14 protein-coding genes and 1 other RNA gene are annotated in these 15,842 nt (G+C 45.6%); 4 read left to right on the top strand and 11 right to left on the bottom strand.

Features of this window, described 5'->3' with window-relative positions; translation table 11 throughout:
• Positions 1-60: 60 nt before the first annotated feature.
• The 9 genes from mnmA to gshAB form a co-directional block, all read right to left on the bottom strand.
• Positions 61-1,185 (bottom strand): tRNA 2-thiouridine(34) synthase MnmA, encoded by a 1,125-nt coding sequence (mnmA, locus tag ACKPCD_RS07340; protein ID WP_321434510.1) that lies wholly within the window; start codon positions 1,183-1,185, stop codon positions 61-63.
• A gap of 137 nt (positions 1,186-1,322) precedes the next feature.
• The gene (locus tag ACKPCD_RS07335) at positions 1,323-1,913 is read right to left on the bottom strand and encodes a TraX family protein (protein WP_321434509.1); all 591 of its coding nucleotides are present in this window, start codon (positions 1,911-1,913) and stop codon (positions 1,323-1,325) included.
• A gap of 119 nt (positions 1,914-2,032) precedes the next feature.
• A complete protein-coding gene (locus tag ACKPCD_RS07330) occupies positions 2,033-3,325 on the bottom strand; it encodes an O-acetylhomoserine aminocarboxypropyltransferase/cysteine synthase family protein (protein ID WP_321434508.1) in 1,293 nt (430 codons plus the stop codon).
• 150 nt (positions 3,326-3,475) lie between these two features.
• Positions 3,476-4,051 carry a xanthine phosphoribosyltransferase gene (locus ACKPCD_RS07325; protein ID WP_321434507.1) on the bottom strand — a complete coding sequence of 192 codons (576 nt, stop codon included), beginning with the start codon at positions 4,049-4,051 and terminating at the stop codon, positions 3,476-3,478.
• Between the two features lie 263 nt (positions 4,052-4,314).
• Positions 4,315-5,091, bottom strand: a complete 777-nt coding sequence (locus ACKPCD_RS07320) for a formate/nitrite transporter family protein (RefSeq protein WP_321434549.1) — start codon at positions 5,089-5,091, stop codon at positions 4,315-4,317.
• A gap of 264 nt (positions 5,092-5,355) precedes the next feature.
• Positions 5,356-5,703, bottom strand: coding sequence for a cysteine desulfurase (locus tag ACKPCD_RS07315; protein WP_086941770.1), 348 nt, complete (start codon positions 5,701-5,703; stop codon positions 5,356-5,358).
• Positions 5,704-5,756: 53 nt separating this feature from the next.
• On the bottom strand, positions 5,757-6,899 hold the full coding sequence (locus ACKPCD_RS07310; protein WP_321434506.1) for a cysteine desulfurase family protein: 1,143 nt from the start codon (positions 6,897-6,899) through the stop codon (positions 5,757-5,759).
• Positions 6,900-6,929: 30 nt separating this feature from the next.
• Positions 6,930-8,021: a zinc metalloprotease gene (locus tag ACKPCD_RS07305; protein ID WP_321434505.1), complete on the bottom strand. Its 1,092-nt coding sequence runs from the start codon at positions 8,019-8,021 to the stop codon at positions 6,930-6,932.
• A 17-nt stretch (positions 8,022-8,038) separates the two neighbouring features.
• Positions 8,039-10,330 carry a bifunctional glutamate--cysteine ligase GshA/glutathione synthetase GshB gene (gene gshAB, locus ACKPCD_RS07300; protein WP_321434504.1) on the bottom strand — a complete coding sequence of 764 codons (2,292 nt, stop codon included), beginning with the start codon at positions 10,328-10,330 and terminating at the stop codon, positions 8,039-8,041.
• A gap of 189 nt (positions 10,331-10,519) precedes the next feature.
• Here gshAB and ACKPCD_RS07295 point away from each other — a divergent pair, with 189 nt between their 5' ends.
• The 4 genes from ACKPCD_RS07295 to ACKPCD_RS07280 all read left to right on the top strand — a co-directional run bounded on the left by ACKPCD_RS07295 (position 10,520) and on the right by ACKPCD_RS07280 (position 13,071).
• Positions 10,520-11,791 carry a replication-associated recombination protein A gene (locus ACKPCD_RS07295; protein ID WP_068560137.1) on the top strand — a complete coding sequence of 424 codons (1,272 nt, stop codon included), beginning with the start codon at positions 10,520-10,522 and terminating at the stop codon, positions 11,789-11,791.
• Between the two features lie 104 nt (positions 11,792-11,895).
• A non-coding RNA gene (ssrS, locus tag ACKPCD_RS07290) (6S RNA) lies at positions 11,896-12,085 on the top strand.
• Positions 12,086-12,199: 114 nt separating this feature from the next.
• Positions 12,200-12,502 carry a hypothetical protein gene (locus ACKPCD_RS07285; RefSeq protein WP_321434503.1) on the top strand — a complete coding sequence of 101 codons (303 nt, stop codon included), beginning with the start codon at positions 12,200-12,202 and terminating at the stop codon, positions 12,500-12,502.
• A gap of 98 nt (positions 12,503-12,600) precedes the next feature.
• Positions 12,601-13,071 carry a universal stress protein gene (locus tag ACKPCD_RS07280; protein ID WP_276645720.1) on the top strand — a complete coding sequence of 157 codons (471 nt, stop codon included), beginning with the start codon at positions 12,601-12,603 and terminating at the stop codon, positions 13,069-13,071.
• A 502-nt stretch (positions 13,072-13,573) separates the two neighbouring features.
• Here ACKPCD_RS07280 and ACKPCD_RS07275 read toward each other — a convergent pair.
• Together ACKPCD_RS07275 and ACKPCD_RS07270 are read right to left on the bottom strand one after the other, a co-directional pair.
• A complete protein-coding gene (locus ACKPCD_RS07275) occupies positions 13,574-14,770 on the bottom strand; it encodes an acetate/propionate family kinase (RefSeq protein ID WP_321434502.1) in 1,197 nt (398 codons plus the stop codon).
• 50 nt (positions 14,771-14,820) lie between these two features.
• A complete protein-coding gene (locus ACKPCD_RS07270) occupies positions 14,821-15,834 on the bottom strand; it encodes a class I SAM-dependent methyltransferase (RefSeq protein ID WP_321434501.1) in 1,014 nt (337 codons plus the stop codon).
• Positions 15,835-15,842: the final 8 nt, after the last annotated feature.

The following is a 15,842-nucleotide window of genomic DNA, read 5'->3' as shown; positions in this document are numbered from 1 at the left end:
TTCGCGCCCAAATTAAAGAGAGGCCGGAGAAAAAACCGGCCTCTCGCTTATTCTTTTCCTCTAAATATACTGCAGGACACGGTCGGCTTGATATGCCTTGTCGATTGTGCCCCCACCTAAGCATTCCATCCCATCGTAAAACACAACAGCTTGGCCAGGTGTGATGGCACGGACCGGTTCCGCAAATTCTACACGAGCGGTCGTTTGGTCTTCGTTCAGATAGACAGTGACTGCCGTGTCTTGTTGGCGGTAGCGGAATTTAGCCGTACACGTGAAGACGGATGGCTTCTTGCCTTCGGATGTGAAATGGATATCGGTCGCATCAAGGCTGTCCGCATACAGATTCTCATGATGGTAACCTTGGCCCACGTAGAGCGTGTTGGTCGCCAGATCCTTGCCGATAACAAACCATGGATCATCGGATTCTCCGCCCCCGCCAATTCCCAGACCTTTTCTTTGCCCGATTGTATAATACATCAATCCCGCATGCTCACCCATCACATCGCCGCTCAATGTGACCATTTTCCCCGGAATTGCCGGCAGAAAATTCGTCAAGAATTCTTTGAAATTCTTCTCGCCGATGAAACAGATGCCTGTAGAATCTTTTTTCTTCGCTGTCGCCAAGCCTGCTTCTTCAGCAATGCGGCGCACTTCCGGCTTTTTGATTCCGCCCAGCGGAAACATCGTTTTGGATAGTTGCTCTTGTGATAGCTGATTCAGGAAATAGGTTTGGTCCTTGTTGTCGTCCACGCCTCTGAGCAGATGAGCGGTGCCGTCTTCCTCACGGACGACTTGCGCATAGTGCCCTGTTGCGACATAATCCGCACCCAGTTCCATCGCATAATCCAAGAAAGCTTTGAATTTGATTTCCTTGTTGCACATGACATCCGGATTCGGCGTCCGGCCCTTCTTATATTCGTCCAGGAAATATTGGAAGACCTTATCCCAGTATTCCTTTTCGAAATTGACGGAATAATAAGGAATGCCGATCTGTTGTGCGACAGCCTGAACATCCTTGTAATCTTCCGTTGCCGTACAGAATCCGAATTCATCCGTATCATCCCAATTCTTCATGAAAATGCCGATGACGTCGTAACCTTGTTCCTTCAAAAGCAATGCTGTGACAGAAGAGTCAACACCACCGCTCATTCCGACCACCACGCGTATTTTTGAATTGTCTTGCATGCCTATCACACCCTTACTTGATTTGTGTATTTTCTCACTTCTTACATTATATAAGTAACATCCGATACAAAGAAACAGTTTACACCATCCTGGCGCATATTTCAAGCTTTCTTGCCTATCCGTAAACAAGCTGACTGTCACATCAGCCTAGCGATAAATATCAGTACAACTTGATGGATGGGATAGTAGGCATACCCGGCCCATTTCGGCAACGGTCTGACTGGGAAAGTGACCGGCAGAAGCAACTGAATGAACGCCAAGGCAGCGAACCCCTGCAATGATGGGAATTGCAGAGCATTCACCAATAAAAACAAAACAATTCCCGCTTGTACATTTTTTTCCGACAGCACATAGATTGTCCAGCCCATCAAAAAGCCATACAAGCCGTATTCCGTAAACTGGACCAAAAAAATGGCCGGCAAGATGAAACGGTAGTCTTTGATCGATAAGGCAAAAAGTGCCAAAGTGAACAGGATATTGAAGACATTCCCTGTTTGGGCAGTTATCGGCATACTGACGAGCCCCGTCACGACAAGCCGCAGCAGATACTTACGGAAATCATGCGTTTCCCTTACCCCTTGCACGGTTGTGTACAAAAAACAAGGGAAAGCGATACGTCCGACAACCCGCAGAAAAAGCAGTGAGGGGAACAGATAGTAGCCGATATGGTCGATCGTCATTGTGAGGATCGCAATCCACTTGATCAGTGCCGTTTTGTTATTGTACACTATTCCGTCACTTCCTTTTTATTCATTTTCATCAAGCTGCAAAATTACTTTCGAAAACAAAGAAAACAAAGCAGAAAACCTTGGAAGGATTTCTGCTTCATCGTTAGGAGCGCCATCGATCAAACTGTATAAGGTTTTGCATCCAGATTCAGATGGGCCAATGCTTGCTCGATGTCTTCGATGATGTCATCCACGTTTTCAAGCCCTACCGAAAAACGGATCAGGCCCGGCGTGATGCCTGCTGCTGTCAGTTGCTCGTCGGTCAGCTGTCTGTGGGTCGAACTTGCAGGATGAAGCACACAAGTCCGGATATCGGCCACATGCACTTCATTGGACGCCAACTTCAGACTGTCCATGAATTTGATGGCATTTTCTCTGCTGCCTTCGATGGAGAGCGAAATGACGCCGCACGTTCCGAGCGGCAAATATTTATTCGCCAATTCGTGGTACTTGTCTCCTTCTAAGCCCGGATAATTCACAAATTCAACTTTTTCGGATTTTTTGAAATATTCAGCGACTTTCAAGGCATTGCTGCAATGTCTGTCCATCCTTACAGGGAGCGTTTCAAGCCCCAGATTCAACAAGAAGGCTGCGTTGGCGGTTGGGTATGCCCCCATATCCCTCATCATTTGTACCCGTGCTTTTGTGATATAAGCAGCGTTCTCAAAACTTTCCGTATAGACGATGCCATGATAGGACTCATCCGGTTCAGTGAATTCGGGGAAATTGCCGTTTTTCCAGTCAAAATTACCGCTGTCGACAATGACCCCGCCCATCTGCACTGCATGGCCATCCATGTATTTCGAAGTGGAATGGACCACGATATCCGCTCCAAACTCAAACGGTCTGCAAAGGTATGGAGTCGGGAACGTGTTGTCCACAATCAACGGCACGTTGTTTTTGTGCGCAATCGCTGCCCATTTTTCGATATCCAGAACTGATAAGGCTGGGTTTGCGATGGTTTCGCCGAATACGGCCTTCGTGTTCGGTTTGAACATTTTTTGGATTTCTTCCTCGGGCAGTTCCTGATCGACAAAGGTGCATTCGATCCCGAAACGCTTCAAGGTTACGGCAAACAGATTGATGGTTCCGCCATAAATGGAGGCGGTGCTGATGAAATGATCGCCTTCCTTCAGGATGTTCATCAAGCTGATCATAGTGGCTGCCTGCCCGGAAGTTGTGCACAAAGCCCCCACGCCACCCTCCATCGCCGCAATTTTCTCTTCCACAGCTGCAACAGTAGGATTTGAGATGCGCGAATACATGTGTCCGGCAGCCGTCAAATCGAATAATTTTCCGATATGTTCCGTCGAGTCATATCTGTAAGTGGTGCTTTGGTAGATCGGGAGCGCGCTTGGCTCTCCGTTCCCTGGGTGGTACCCTTCGTGTAAACATTGTGTTTCGATTCTCATTATTGAACCTCCTCATTAAGATAGCGCTCATAATCTCATATATATTTAACATTTTACCACAATTCCCAAAGGCTTTGTGTAGATATTGAGGCGAAATGGAATGATTCTGAGGAACAAAAAAAGACAGAACGTGTCTGTCTTCCGGACTTGCTATTCTTCGATGAACTGGACTGTTCCAGCTTCAAAGGATTTGATGCGCGCCAATGAATAAACATCCATACCTTGCTCTTCCAAAATTTTTCTGCCTTTTTGGAAGGATTTCTCGATGACGATACCGACACCGGCGATTTCCGCTCCTGCCTGGTTGCAGATTTCCATCAAGCCGTTTGTTGCCTGTCCATTCGCCAAGAAGTCGTCGATGATGAGGACATGATCGTTCTCGTCAAGATATTGTTTGGAAATTGTAATTTCGTTGGTGACATCTTTTGTGAAGGAGTAGACAGTGGCCGAATACAGATTGTCTTTCATCGTCAGACTCTTTTGTTTTCGCGCAAAAACAACCTTCACTCCCAATGCCAATCCTGTGAACACCGCAGGCACGATGCCCGATGTTTCCACAGTCAGAATCTTGGTAATTTTTTTATCGGCGAAATACCGTGCAAATTCATCCCCCAATTGTTGCATCAATACCGGATCGATCTGATGGTTCAAGAAATTGTCCACCTTCAACACGTTATCGCCCAACACGATACCATCCTTCAATATGCGCTCTTCAAGCAATTTCATAAAAAAGCCTCCCTAATCACATTTCTTTTTATCTATCAGCCGATAGTTGCAATCGGCTTGAATGACTTGTTTTAAATAACAAATGACAGTAAAACAATACAGATAATCTTCGCTTTTGTCAACCTTCCATAAGGATAATCACCGATTGATACAAGCAACCTCCCTGAAAAGCGAACAAAATTTCATTTCTTTCTATTTTTTATCCGTAGAAAAAAACGAGAAAGATCCAGCATCAGGATCCTTCTCGTTTTAAGTTGTGAAGCTTAGTCTACGTATACTTCGGAATCTTTGTTCATCCACGCATAAAGCAAACCGATGAGCAAGCCGCCGCCGATGTAATTTCCGATCATAGCGAAAAACCAGTTCGTCAGAACGCTGCCGACCGTCATCCCTGGCAAAGCGCCGCCGAATGCGAAAAACGCAAGACTGAAGGAAGAGAAGTTAGCGATAACGTGCTCAAAGCCTAAAAATGCAAAGATGAAGATGATGAAGATGGTCGAGAAAAGTTTGCCGGCGTCATCCTTCATATGGGCGCTCACGAATACAGTCGTATTTACGATGACGTTTGCGAAAATACCCTCGGCTACCATCTGGATAGGCGTTTTGATCAACTTGCCTTCCACTGCATGGAAAAGGAAGTGCTCAGCCGGCAAATCTTGGAAAATGTTCGTGAATGACATAATGAATGATGCGATCGTACCACCGATAAGGTTGAATAGGATACAAGCGAATAAAATTGCTAAAGCCCTTTTCGGTACCAATACCTTGCGGTAAATGGCTGCCGTCATGTACATCATGTTGGATGTACCCAATTCTGTGTTCATGTAATTGATCATGACCAACGACCATGCAAACATGAATGAGTAGAAAAATTTCCCGCTACCGGGCAGCATGTGTTCTGCCTTTTCAGCCACCATCACAGCGATTGATGTCCCCAACGTCAGAAACATACCGGCAAGCATACATCTGATGAAATACTTTACTTGTGAAGTCTCAAATAAGTCTGACTTCTTTAGGGCGCTCTTGTCAACTGTAGTCATGGCTGCGCCTTGATATTTTTGTTCCACTTTCTTCATCTCCCGAATTGTTTGTGCGATTCTGAATAAGTATATCATATTTCATAGGAATTGGAATGAAAAAAACAGCGTTTAATGTAATAATATTAACGCATTTATAGTGTGCAGTGCTTTTTTTGTGCACATGGATCCGAAAGAGTTTTTGATTTTGCCACAAAAAGACCGGTCGTAAGAATTGCTCTTACAGAACCGGTCCTTAGCCATTATCGGACTCTTAAAAGAGTCTGGTCATTCAGTCACTTCAGCCAGGACGCCATTTTCGACCAGACTGTCCAATATATATTCCAACTGCTCTTTCGCAGCCGCCATGGTTGCTTTGCCATAAACATCCACCATCTTCAATCCGTTGCTCGTCGTTGTGGAAACTTTCAAAGTTTTCAGATCGGAAGCGACGACAATCTTCACTTTGATCCCTTGCTTATGCAGCACGCTGTTGTCCAAATCGCGGACCATTTGAAAATTGCCGTTTTTGGTTTCTTCAAAGCCATTGTCGCGCAAAGTGTAGCGCTTCACTTGTTCATTCATTTGGAAAGTTTTGCCTGATCCCTTTAAAGATACATTATTTTCGAATGCCATTTGCAGTCCTCCAAGATAACGTTTTCTCTATCATAACATACTTTTTTCTTTGTTCAGCCATTCTTGTATTGCTTATTGTGGATACTTTTCAGCAAGGAAATCAATGTGTCTGCCTCATCAGTTGTATTATCCGGTCCGAACGAAATGCGCAGGGATTCCGTTGCACGAGGGTTCCCTTTTCCGTACATGGCTTCCAGAACGTGACTCGGTTCAAGGCTGCCGGCTGTACAGGCCGATCCTGCTGCCAGCATGATTCCTTTTAGATCGCACTGGATCAGCATTTTGTCGGATCTCATACCCGGCAGCCAAAGGTTCAGAATATGGGGAACCCCTTCAGGATAAACGCCATTGCATTCAAATGGGACTCCGCTCTTTTCTAATTCGCTCAGAAAATAATTACCCAGTCCACGTTTTTTGCGGTTGCTCTCTTCCCTTTCGATTTCCATCAGAGCGATGGCCTTGGCAAATCCCCTGATATAAGGCGTATTTTCCGTACCGCCACGGTGGTCGTTTTCCTGACTGCCGCCATGGATGAAATTAGGCAGATGCAGGCTATTTTTGCGGTATAAAAATCCGATACCTTTAGGTCCGTTGATTTTATGCGCGGAAACGGACAACAGATCGATGTGCTGTTGCCTAACATCAATTGTCTCGCTGCCAAATGCCTGAACCGCATCCGTGTGGAAGAGGATGTTATTCTCCGCTAAAAATGAACCGATTTCGGCAATCGGATTGATGCTGCCCACCTCGTTGTTTGCATACATCAATGAGACCAGGATTGTATCCTCGCGAACCGCATCCATCACGGATTGCAAAGTTACTCTCCCGGTATCGTCAACAGACAGATACGTCACCTCAAAGCCTAGCTCTTCCAGATAATGCATCGGATGCAGGACTGCGTGGTGTTCCGTTGCAGAAGTGATCAGATGTTTGCCTTTCCCTTCCAAAGCCAACGCAGTCGGTATGATTGCGGTATTGTTTGATTCAGTACCGCAGCTTGTGATGATGATGTCAGCCGGATCCGCCTTGACGGATGACGCAAAAATTCTGCGTGCTTGGTCGATATGCTGTCTTGTTCGTCTTCCAAGCGCATAGGTGCTGGAAGGATTCCCGTAATCTTCGATAAGCGATTCCTGAATGACTGCCACAACTTCAGGGCGCACCGGCGTGGTAGCGGCATGGTCGAAATAGATCAATTTGTTACCTTCTTTCTTTCACTTGTCTTTCTAGTTTTCAAAATAACTCTTCAGCCAACGGTACAGGCGCAGTTCGATGTTGGCATCCGTTTCCGGAGTGGGATCCATGGCAGCTGCTTGCTCCTGTTCAAGTAATTTTTTTGTTGCTTCAACATCGACAAGGCAAAAAAATGCATAGGACGCCCTTATTCTGCGGTTCCCGAACCAATGCCTTTTCAACAATGGCTGGGCTTGTATTTGAATGTATTTTTCCTCTGCATCAGCGAGCCGACCGAACAGCACATCACAAAACAAAGATTCCAACATATAAACGGGCCAATAGACCGACTCTTCTACTGGACGGTTGGCTGAAAAAGCCTGCAACAATGAATTGGCTTCTTCAAATTCCAGGCCATCAAGAGCGCGGGCATACGCGACCATGAAGAAGTAGTCGATCAGGAAAGTTTTTTGATACTGAGCATCATTTATACTTTCGAAATAGGTATCCGGCAGGTCCGCAAACGGGACTTTGCCTTCGATAAGCTGTGCCATTTCCAATTGTTGGAACAGGAGCTTGCGCGCGAGCAACGATTGACTTACTTCCCTCAGTACGGCTCCATCATTCTGCCCTTTCGGCAGCAGGTTCGCGAAAGCCATCCAGATGGGTACAAAACTGAACAAAACGAACAGAAAGCCTAGTTTCAGTTCCATCAAAAAAGCCGAGCTGTACAAGACTGTCCCCGTCAATGCATTTGCCATGATGCCCCCCAGCAGATAGCTGCGATATGGCAATTCCGCATAGTCCCCTTTGGGTGGCGCCATCAAGCATTGGCCCGCCAGTAAAGGCGAGGCAGTCTGCATATGATGCAGGCTGTGATCCGCTTGACTGTACTTAAATCGCCTGACTTGAAAACTGACCAGCCGGTAGCCACTCAGTTTTCCGAAGATAAAATGTCCCGCTTCATGAAGAAAAATATGCACATGGATGGATAAGAAAAGGCCGACCAACAACATGGGAATGAGAATCGGATCAAACGACAACAGTTGCCCCCAATTGCTGAATGCCTTCGTAATCAGGTATCCGTACAGCATGATGACGGCAATTGTAGTATGGCCGGCAATTCTCAGAAATGATTTTTTCATGAGGCTCCCCCTACTCTTCACACTTGCTCCAGCTGCATTTCCGGGAACAACAGCCGCAGGATTTCCATCGTCAAACGTCGGCTCTTCCCTTGGTAAGGATAAATGTGGATCAGCATGGCTGGGTTGAAGTTCGCTTCGATCACCCCGTAGTTTGGTTCCACTTTCGTGGCTGGGACTGAATGGTCCGGGATGATGATATCCACTCCACAGACTGCAACGCCCAGTGCAGCTGCCATCTGTACAGCCAATTGCTTGTAGCTGTCATCCATCTGATCCGTAAAATCAATCGAATCGCCGCCGGTGCTGATGTTTGAATTATCCCGCAGACGGACCATCGTGCCTTCAGGTGGGATACTGTCAAAGGTATAGCCTTGTCCTTGGATCGTCAATTTTTCGAGCTCACCGGTCGCTATCAGCTCCAATGGAGACCGGTGATTTTTCCCACGGAGACTGTCTTTATTCTTCTCCTCAACCAATTGACGGATCGTGTGTCTGCCATCGCCTACCACATTGGCGGGTACACGCAATAAGACAGCTTTTGTTTCATTACCGATGACAAAGAATCGGTATTCGGTTCCGGACAAGAAATCCTCAACCAATATATCTTCATCCTCTTCAAATGCGATGCGAACCGCTTTCTCGTAGTTTTCAAATGTTGCGCCGTCCTTGAAAATGGAAATCCCTAACCCGTAGTTCGTGGTCTTTGGTTTGACGACGATGCCTTTCCCGGCAAAGATGGAATAATCACGGAGAGCTGCTGCCGCAGAATGATACTCGCCGCTGTCCGGCACCGCGAATCCGTTCTCCGCCAATATTTTTTTGGTGACGACTTTGTTTTCCATAATGAGCGGACCGATATAGCTGTCCTTTGCCGTCATATTGCCATTCTTCACGTATTCGCGATGGTCCTTGTAAGTCAGCGAGATGAATTGGTCATAACGGTCAAGCATGTTGATTTTCAAACCTTTTTGGATGGCATCGAACATCAGGATTTGCGTGGAGAGTTCCATGTCCTCAAATCCCCTCAAAGCATATGGACGTTTCCAGGCAGCCTCTTTGTACTTCTTGGCCAAGGAAGCGGCCCAAGCCGTTTTGTCCTCTCCCGCTTCCAATGCCTTGACCATCTGGCCCGCCACTGTTTTCTCCGGATTTTGGAATGCTTCGATTTTTTCTTTGACGATTGCGCTGATTTTCTCTTCTGCATCGATCGCTTCCAGCATCTGCAGCATACCTTCCAGGACGGATTGTCCTTCCGCTTGGAATGCGGATGGCTGCAAAGGATTCTCCAAAGCAGTGCTGTAATTCATTTCTTTACCGAGCTGCATCTCTGCCTCACTGGCATCCTGATCGATCCACAACAAATAGAGCAAGAAATAATGGATGAAGTACATATCCTCTTTATGCATGCCAAACTCAGCAAATGGGTTCAGATCGAACAGCCTGAATTCGAGATAGGCGATTCCGTTCGTCAGCAAATCACGCGCTTTGTTGGCCCCCCTGAAACGGACAGTGGAATAAAATTCTTTTTCGGCAATAAGCTTACCGGTTGTCACCATTTTTTCGATATCCTGCACATAGGCATCAATCGATTCAAAAGAAACATGCACGTCCGCTTTATTGACATATCCGTACTTGCTGCTGCGGATACTTCTTGTATACTGATCCAACGGCAGATCATGCTGTGATTCTTTTTCAAAGTACGAACGGTCAGCTGATATCGATCCGCCCAGAAGGTAGGTCATGATCCATTGGTAACGAATAAAATTATGAGCCATCTTCAAGTATACATCCGATTGGAACTCCCTAAGCGTCCTGACGGAACCAGAAAGCTGATGAAGCTCTTTGATAAGTACAGGATTCAATTCGAAATTGAAATGAATGCCACTGACCATCTGCTTCTTGTTTCCGTACACTGATACTAGATATTCCCGATAAGCGATATCACTCTCATTGTCCAATTTGGCTACCTTAATTTCTTCACTTGCCGGCATAGCAGGTGGTATACTGCAAGGCAACAGGTATTCACCTTCGGGTAAAGACCGCAGAACAACGTCATGGATAGCCATCAGCCATTCATGCATTTCTTCGATCGATTGCATCGGTGGAGTGATCAATTCCGGTTGACTCTCCGCGAAATCAGTCTGTATGTACGGATGGAAACTGCGATTCCCGAATATTGTCGGATGATTAGTTTTGGCGATTGTGCCTTCGTCCGTTATCCTTTGGCTTTCTTTTTCGATTCCAAAAGAGGCTTTCGAAAATAATGCCGATAATTTGTGTGTTAGAATAATCTCTTTGAAATCCGTCATTATGTACGCTCACTTTCTGCTTCCAATTTTCAATGTATTCATTATAGCTTTTCTGCTTGTAAATAGTAAAGATGTTGCCTGTCTTTCTTTTCAATCAATTTTCAGAATTCTTCAAAAAACAATCGGGCGAATGTTTGTTCTTTTTTATCAGATGGCATATAATGGGTAGAGAAAAAGGAGCGGAGAATCATGAAACAACCTTTAGCATACCGTATGCGTCCCGTCCACATTGACGAAGTCATCGGTCAAAGTCATCTGGTCGGCGAAAATAAAATCATCCGTCGCATGGTCGATGCGAAGATGCTTTCTTCCATGATATTGTATGGCCCACCGGGAATCGGTAAAACCAGCATTGCGAGCGCCATCGCCGGATCGACCCATTCGGCTTTCCGTCAGTTGAACGCCGCAACCGACACAAAAAAAGACTTGCAGATCGTCGTGGAAGAAGCCAAATTTTCCGGCCAGGTCATCCTCTTGTTGGATGAGGTGCATCGGTTGGATAAACCCAAGCAGGATTTTCTCTTGCCGCACCTTGAAAGCGGCCAGGTCATTCTGATCGGCGCCACCACCGAAAACCCATATATCAGCATCAGTCCTGCTATCCGGAGCCGGACCCAAATTTTTGAATTGAAGCCCCTTACTACTCAAGACGTCATACAGGCACTGGAACGTGCCATTGCGGATGAAAAGCGCGGATTGGGAAAAGAAAAGATCCTGATCGAGGAAGACGCCTTGCTCCATTTCGCCAGGAGTACGATGGGAGACGTCCGCGGTTCGCTGAATGCTTTGGAGTTGGCTGCCTTATCCACTAAACCTGATGCGGACGGAACGATCCATATCACCTTGGACATCGCTGAGGAGTGCATCCAAAAGAAAGCCCTGGTTCACGATAAGAATGGCGATGCCCATTATGATGTCATCTCGGCATTCCAAAAATCGATCCGTGGCAGTGATGTCGATGCAGCCATGCATTATCTTGCCAGGCTGCTGGAAGCCGGCGAATTGCTGATCGCCTGCAGACGACTGATGGTCTGCGCCTACGAAGATATCGGCCTAGGCAATCCTCAAGCTGTGGCTCGGACCGTTTTGGCCGTTCAGGCTGCAGAAAAGTTAGGTTTGCCGGAAGCTCGGATTCCCCTGGCAAATGCCGTCGTCGATCTGGCCCTTTCCCCGAAATCCAATTCGGCTTATCTTGCCTTGGATAGCGCACTGGCGGATGTGCGCGCCGGAAAGTCCGGCGACATACCGGATAGCTTGCGTGATGCCCATTATAGCGGGGCAAATAAGTTAGGCCGCGGCATCGGTTATCAATATCCGCACGATTTCCCGGACCACTGGGTCAAACAACAGTATTTACCAGACTCGCTGAAGAGTAGACGCTACTACGAGCCGGCTGCAACGGGCAAATATGAGCAAGCCTTGGCCAACCAATTGCAGCACCGCTTCAACAAAGATTCTTGATGATTTGTTGGTAGCGTTTAACCCATTGTCGCCATTATGTTTCCGGACTCAGTTCCATGTGTTTTGCTTGCCAACAATTGATTAGTATGCTACTATACGTATATAGATTTCTGAGGTGTTCGACATATTCTCAATGTGTTGACCGAACAATTTATTACTACCTTGGGATCCTGTTTATTTCGGTGGATAACACGCCTTATCATTTGGTAGTTAGAGACTGGATATTGGAGCCCACCTGCTTATATGCGGGTTCAAAACTAGTAGAATATACTCACCGGCACCATCGGATTTCTAATAAAGTTTTATACTTTTGGAGCTGCTCATTGAGCAGCTTTTTTTGCAGATTTAAAAGCACATAAAAGTACTACTTGAGCTCTTATCCCACAATTCCTTTAAGGAGGATGCATATTGTTAGAATTGTTGATTGCCCTTTTTTCATTACTGCTGGTTTCGACCGGCCTTTTCATGACGTTGAAAGGCCCCACTGTTTTCGTATTGGCTCCGGACCGGATCACGGAACAACAACGCCAGCAGATCTGGCTCTTTTTCCGTAATGGCGGAGCTCTGTACATGTTGGTCGGATTTCTCTGCCTCCTGACGATTTTCTTCAGGAGTACCCTGCTTTATGTATTTGCCGTGCTGATCTCCTCAGGGTATACAGCACTCTTCAGCATCCGCTTGGCTGGCATGATGAAAGATCAAAGCCACTGATCAATAAATTACCGAAAAAAATCGCATACGCTTTCATTTTTAAGGAAAGTGAAGTAAAATAAACTTGTAAGCGATACTAGTTTAGAGGAGTGGTTAATATGTTTCAAGAGTATAAGAAGATTTTGATACCGGTTGACGGATCCAGAGAATCAGAATTATCTTTCCGTAAGGCAGTGGAAGTAGCCAAACGGAATAAAGCAGCCATCATCATCACTCATATTATCGACACAAGAGCCATCCAGACCCCTACAGGTTTCGAGGGTAGCTTTACAGATGAGATTGTCCGTCAATCCAAAACGTTAATGGAAGAATACAAAATCTATGCTACGAATGAAGGCATTACAGATGTTCAAACAGTCATCGAATATGGTTCTCCAAAAGCGATCATCGCAAAAGATTTGCCTGCCGAATACGGCGTGGATCTAATTATGATTGGAGCGACTGGTCTTAATGCCATCGAGAGACTTTTCATAGGCTCAGTATCCGAGTATGTCATCCGCAACGCACCTTGCGATGTGTTGGTAGTCCGGACTGACCTCGAGAACAAACCCAAAACTAAGAAAAGCTGAACGGGTTCGTTCAGCCCTGATTAAGGAAACACTGTGACCTAATCGGTCAAGTACTCTGATGTCACAGTGCGACAACAGAGGGCCTCACTGCGAGACCAGTTGGATGGCCTGATGACAGGAATAAGCGATTGAAATCGCAAGAGTCATGACAATTTAGGAAATCTGTCCACGCAACGTTCCCTACGGTCACCTTGTACTGGGGCTCTAAGGGATGAATCCCTAAGAGTCCCATGCAACTGAGCATCGAAGAGCGCAATTGCTGAGAGACTTCCGAAACAAAGGAATCAACGTGACCGTACCGGTCAGTTGTATCATGTTTCTAAGCCATCAAAGATGGCAAGAACCATGACAAGTCGAACAGTATGTCTTGGCTCGCAGAGACAAGAGGTTCCTTATTCTTTTTTCCGAAGGGCTAACCCGTGAAGCTAGCCATCAAATTTGATGGCATGAAAAAATCCGTTATGCCGAAACATCGGCATAACGGATTTTTTATTTCAAATGATTATTTTTCGCTGAAACGAACGACATCGCGAGCAATCATTAATTCTTCATCTGTAGGAATCAATAATGCTTTCACTTTTGAATCATCAGTAGAAATGATTCTTTCAACACCCCGGACATTGTTCTTTTCATCGTCGATTTCACAACCGAACCATGAAATACCATCAATGATGATTTTGCGGGTAGGAGCAGAATTTTCACCGACGCCGGCAGTGAAGACGATCGCGTCCACACCATTCATGATCGCAACATATTGTCCGATGTATTTGATGATGCGGTTATGGAAGATATCCAATGCGATTTGAGCATTTTCATTTCCGTTTTCTGCTGCTGTTTCAACATCGCGCATATCGCTTGATACGCCGGAAAGTCCCAACAGACCTGATTTTTTGTTCAGGATGTCAACAAATTCATTGATATCCGTGATGCCCAGTTTGCCCATCAAATACGCGATCAAAGATGCATCGATGTCCCCTGAACGAGTTCCCATCGTGATGCCTGCCAATGGCGTGAAGCCCATGGAAGTGTCGATTGATTTTCCGCCTTCGACAGCAGTGATCGATCCGCCGTTACCGATGTGGCATGTTACGATCTTCAATTCTTCGATCGGTCTGCCCAACATTTCGGCAGCGCGTTCAGCTACGTATTTGTGGCTTGTTCCGTGTGCGCCGTATTTTCTGGCAGCATATTTTTCATAGTATTCCATCGGGATGCTGTAAAGGTAATTAACTTTCGGCATTGTTGTGTGGAAAGAAGTGTCGAATACGGCCACACTTGTGATTTCAGGCAACAGTTTTTTGAATGCGCGGATTCCGGTAGCGTTTGCTGGGTTGTGCAGCGGCGCCAATTCGCCCAATTCCTCGATTTGTTCCAAAACAAGGTCATCCACAAGAGCGGAATCTTTAAAGATTTCTCCGCCGGCAACGACGCGGTGGCCGACGCCCGTGATCTCATCGTAGCTTGAAATGATGTTTAATGCTAACAATTGATCCAGCAACTTTTGCACTGCGATTTCATGGTCCGCAATGTCCTCCGTTACCTGGAATTTTTGGCCTTCTCCATGTTTGATTGTGAAGACGGAATCGTTCAAACCGATTCTTTCGATAATTCCGTTCGCCAGAACGTCCTTCTCAGGCATAGCATATAATGTAAATTTCAAGCTTGAGCTACCAGCATTGATAGCGATGATTTTTGACATTTTTTTCTCTCCTTTAAATTGACTGATTTTTCTTATATCTCTAATAAATATTATATCATCTTTGCGCTCCAATTGTGGAAAATATCCAGGAAAGATTGCATCTTTTGTGCGTTTTTAAGATCTGGAATTTCCCCCAAAAGCACTTGTTCGGCTTGAATCGATTTTTCACCAATTTTTTGAACAATAATGATTGATTTTTTCATTCCATTTTTATGGAACAGATCTGCCGGAAGGCTTAAAAATGCCTGTATATGAACGGTTTCCTTCAACCACCCCATTAATACAGAACTTTTATCTGTTTCAAAAATGTCAGAAGGAACGATAAAAATCCCCCAACCGGATTCTTTCAAATAGTTCACATTTTGTTCAAACATTAGGAAATGGGCAAAAGAATTTCCTTCCGAAAAAGCCGTTTTGAAGTTCTTGGCGCGTTCATTAACCGGATAATATCCGACAGGGAAATCCGATACCATGATATCCGAAGGCGCAATCAACAGTTCCTGCAGGCTGTCCGAGTGGGTGTAATGGATTTTTTCCGAAAATCCCAGCAAGGCTCCGCTGTTGGCCGCAACACTGATCAACAGATCATCATTGTCAACTGCTTCTGCAGTCACTTCATTTCCCCTGCTGGTCAAATGCGCCACGACGATATTCAGAAGATTTCCTGTTCCTGCAGCCAAATCAGAAACATGCAGTTTTTCTGTTTTATCTTTTTTTATTTCTCCGATAAAATATGCGATCAGATAGGCAATCGTGTCCGGTGTCATTTGATGATTCATCTGGAGTTTGTCTTCCTTCGTCGCTTTGATGAAAGTCAACTGGATGCTCTTGCGGATGATTTCTTTGTCCAATGCTTTCAAATTCATTTTTTTGTAGAGGCTGTTCAAACGTTCGATTGCCCTATTTGAGGGTAAGCCCTCCACCTGTTGCGCTTTCCCTTCAAAGGATAGATTTTCCAGCGTTTCGGATAACGCCTCTATATAAGAAAGCTCAGCTTCCGTTTGAAGTAATTTGATGGCTTCATCCATCAATCCGAAAAGACTCTCAACATTTGTTGCTTTCAAGTCGTTCA

The sequence above is a fragment of the Trichococcus flocculiformis genome (assembly GCF_963662535.1).
Classification (GTDB): Bacteria; Bacillota; Bacilli; order Lactobacillales; family Aerococcaceae; genus Trichococcus; species Trichococcus flocculiformis.
Note: the sequence above shows the minus strand (reverse complement) of the source record. Positions and strands in the feature narration are given on the sequence as shown.

What these genes read in the sequence shown, in the direction of transcription:
- ACKPCD_RS07330 (WP_321434508.1), bottom strand. Translation starts at nt 3,325, where the DNA reads ATGAGAATCGAAACACAATGTTTACACGAAGGGTACCACCCAGGGAAC.
- ACKPCD_RS07295 (WP_068560137.1), top strand. Translation starts at nt 10,520, where the DNA reads ATGAAACAACCTTTAGCATACCGTATGCGTCCCGTCCACATTGACGAA.
- ACKPCD_RS07305 (WP_321434505.1), bottom strand. Translation starts at nt 8,021, where the DNA reads ATGAAAAAATCATTTCTGAGAATTGCCGGCCATACTACAATTGCCGTC.
- ACKPCD_RS07325 (WP_321434507.1), bottom strand. Translation starts at nt 4,051, where the DNA reads ATGAAATTGCTTGAAGAGCGCATATTGAAGGATGGTATCGTGTTGGGC.
- ACKPCD_RS07280 (WP_276645720.1), top strand. Translation starts at nt 12,601, where the DNA reads ATGTTTCAAGAGTATAAGAAGATTTTGATACCGGTTGACGGATCCAGA.
- ACKPCD_RS07320 (WP_321434549.1), bottom strand. Translation starts at nt 5,091, where the DNA reads ATGACTACAGTTGACAAGAGCGCCCTAAAGAAGTCAGACTTATTTGAG.
- ACKPCD_RS07275 (WP_321434502.1), bottom strand. Translation starts at nt 14,770, where the DNA reads ATGTCAAAAATCATCGCTATCAATGCTGGTAGCTCAAGCTTGAAATTT.
- ACKPCD_RS07315 (WP_086941770.1), bottom strand. Translation starts at nt 5,703, where the DNA reads ATGGCATTCGAAAATAATGTATCTTTAAAGGGATCAGGCAAAACTTTC.
- gshAB (WP_321434504.1), bottom strand. Translation starts at nt 10,330, where the DNA reads ATGACGGATTTCAAAGAGATTATTCTAACACACAAATTATCGGCATTA.
- mnmA (WP_321434510.1), bottom strand. Translation starts at nt 1,185, where the DNA reads ATGCAAGACAATTCAAAAATACGCGTGGTGGTCGGAATGAGCGGTGGT.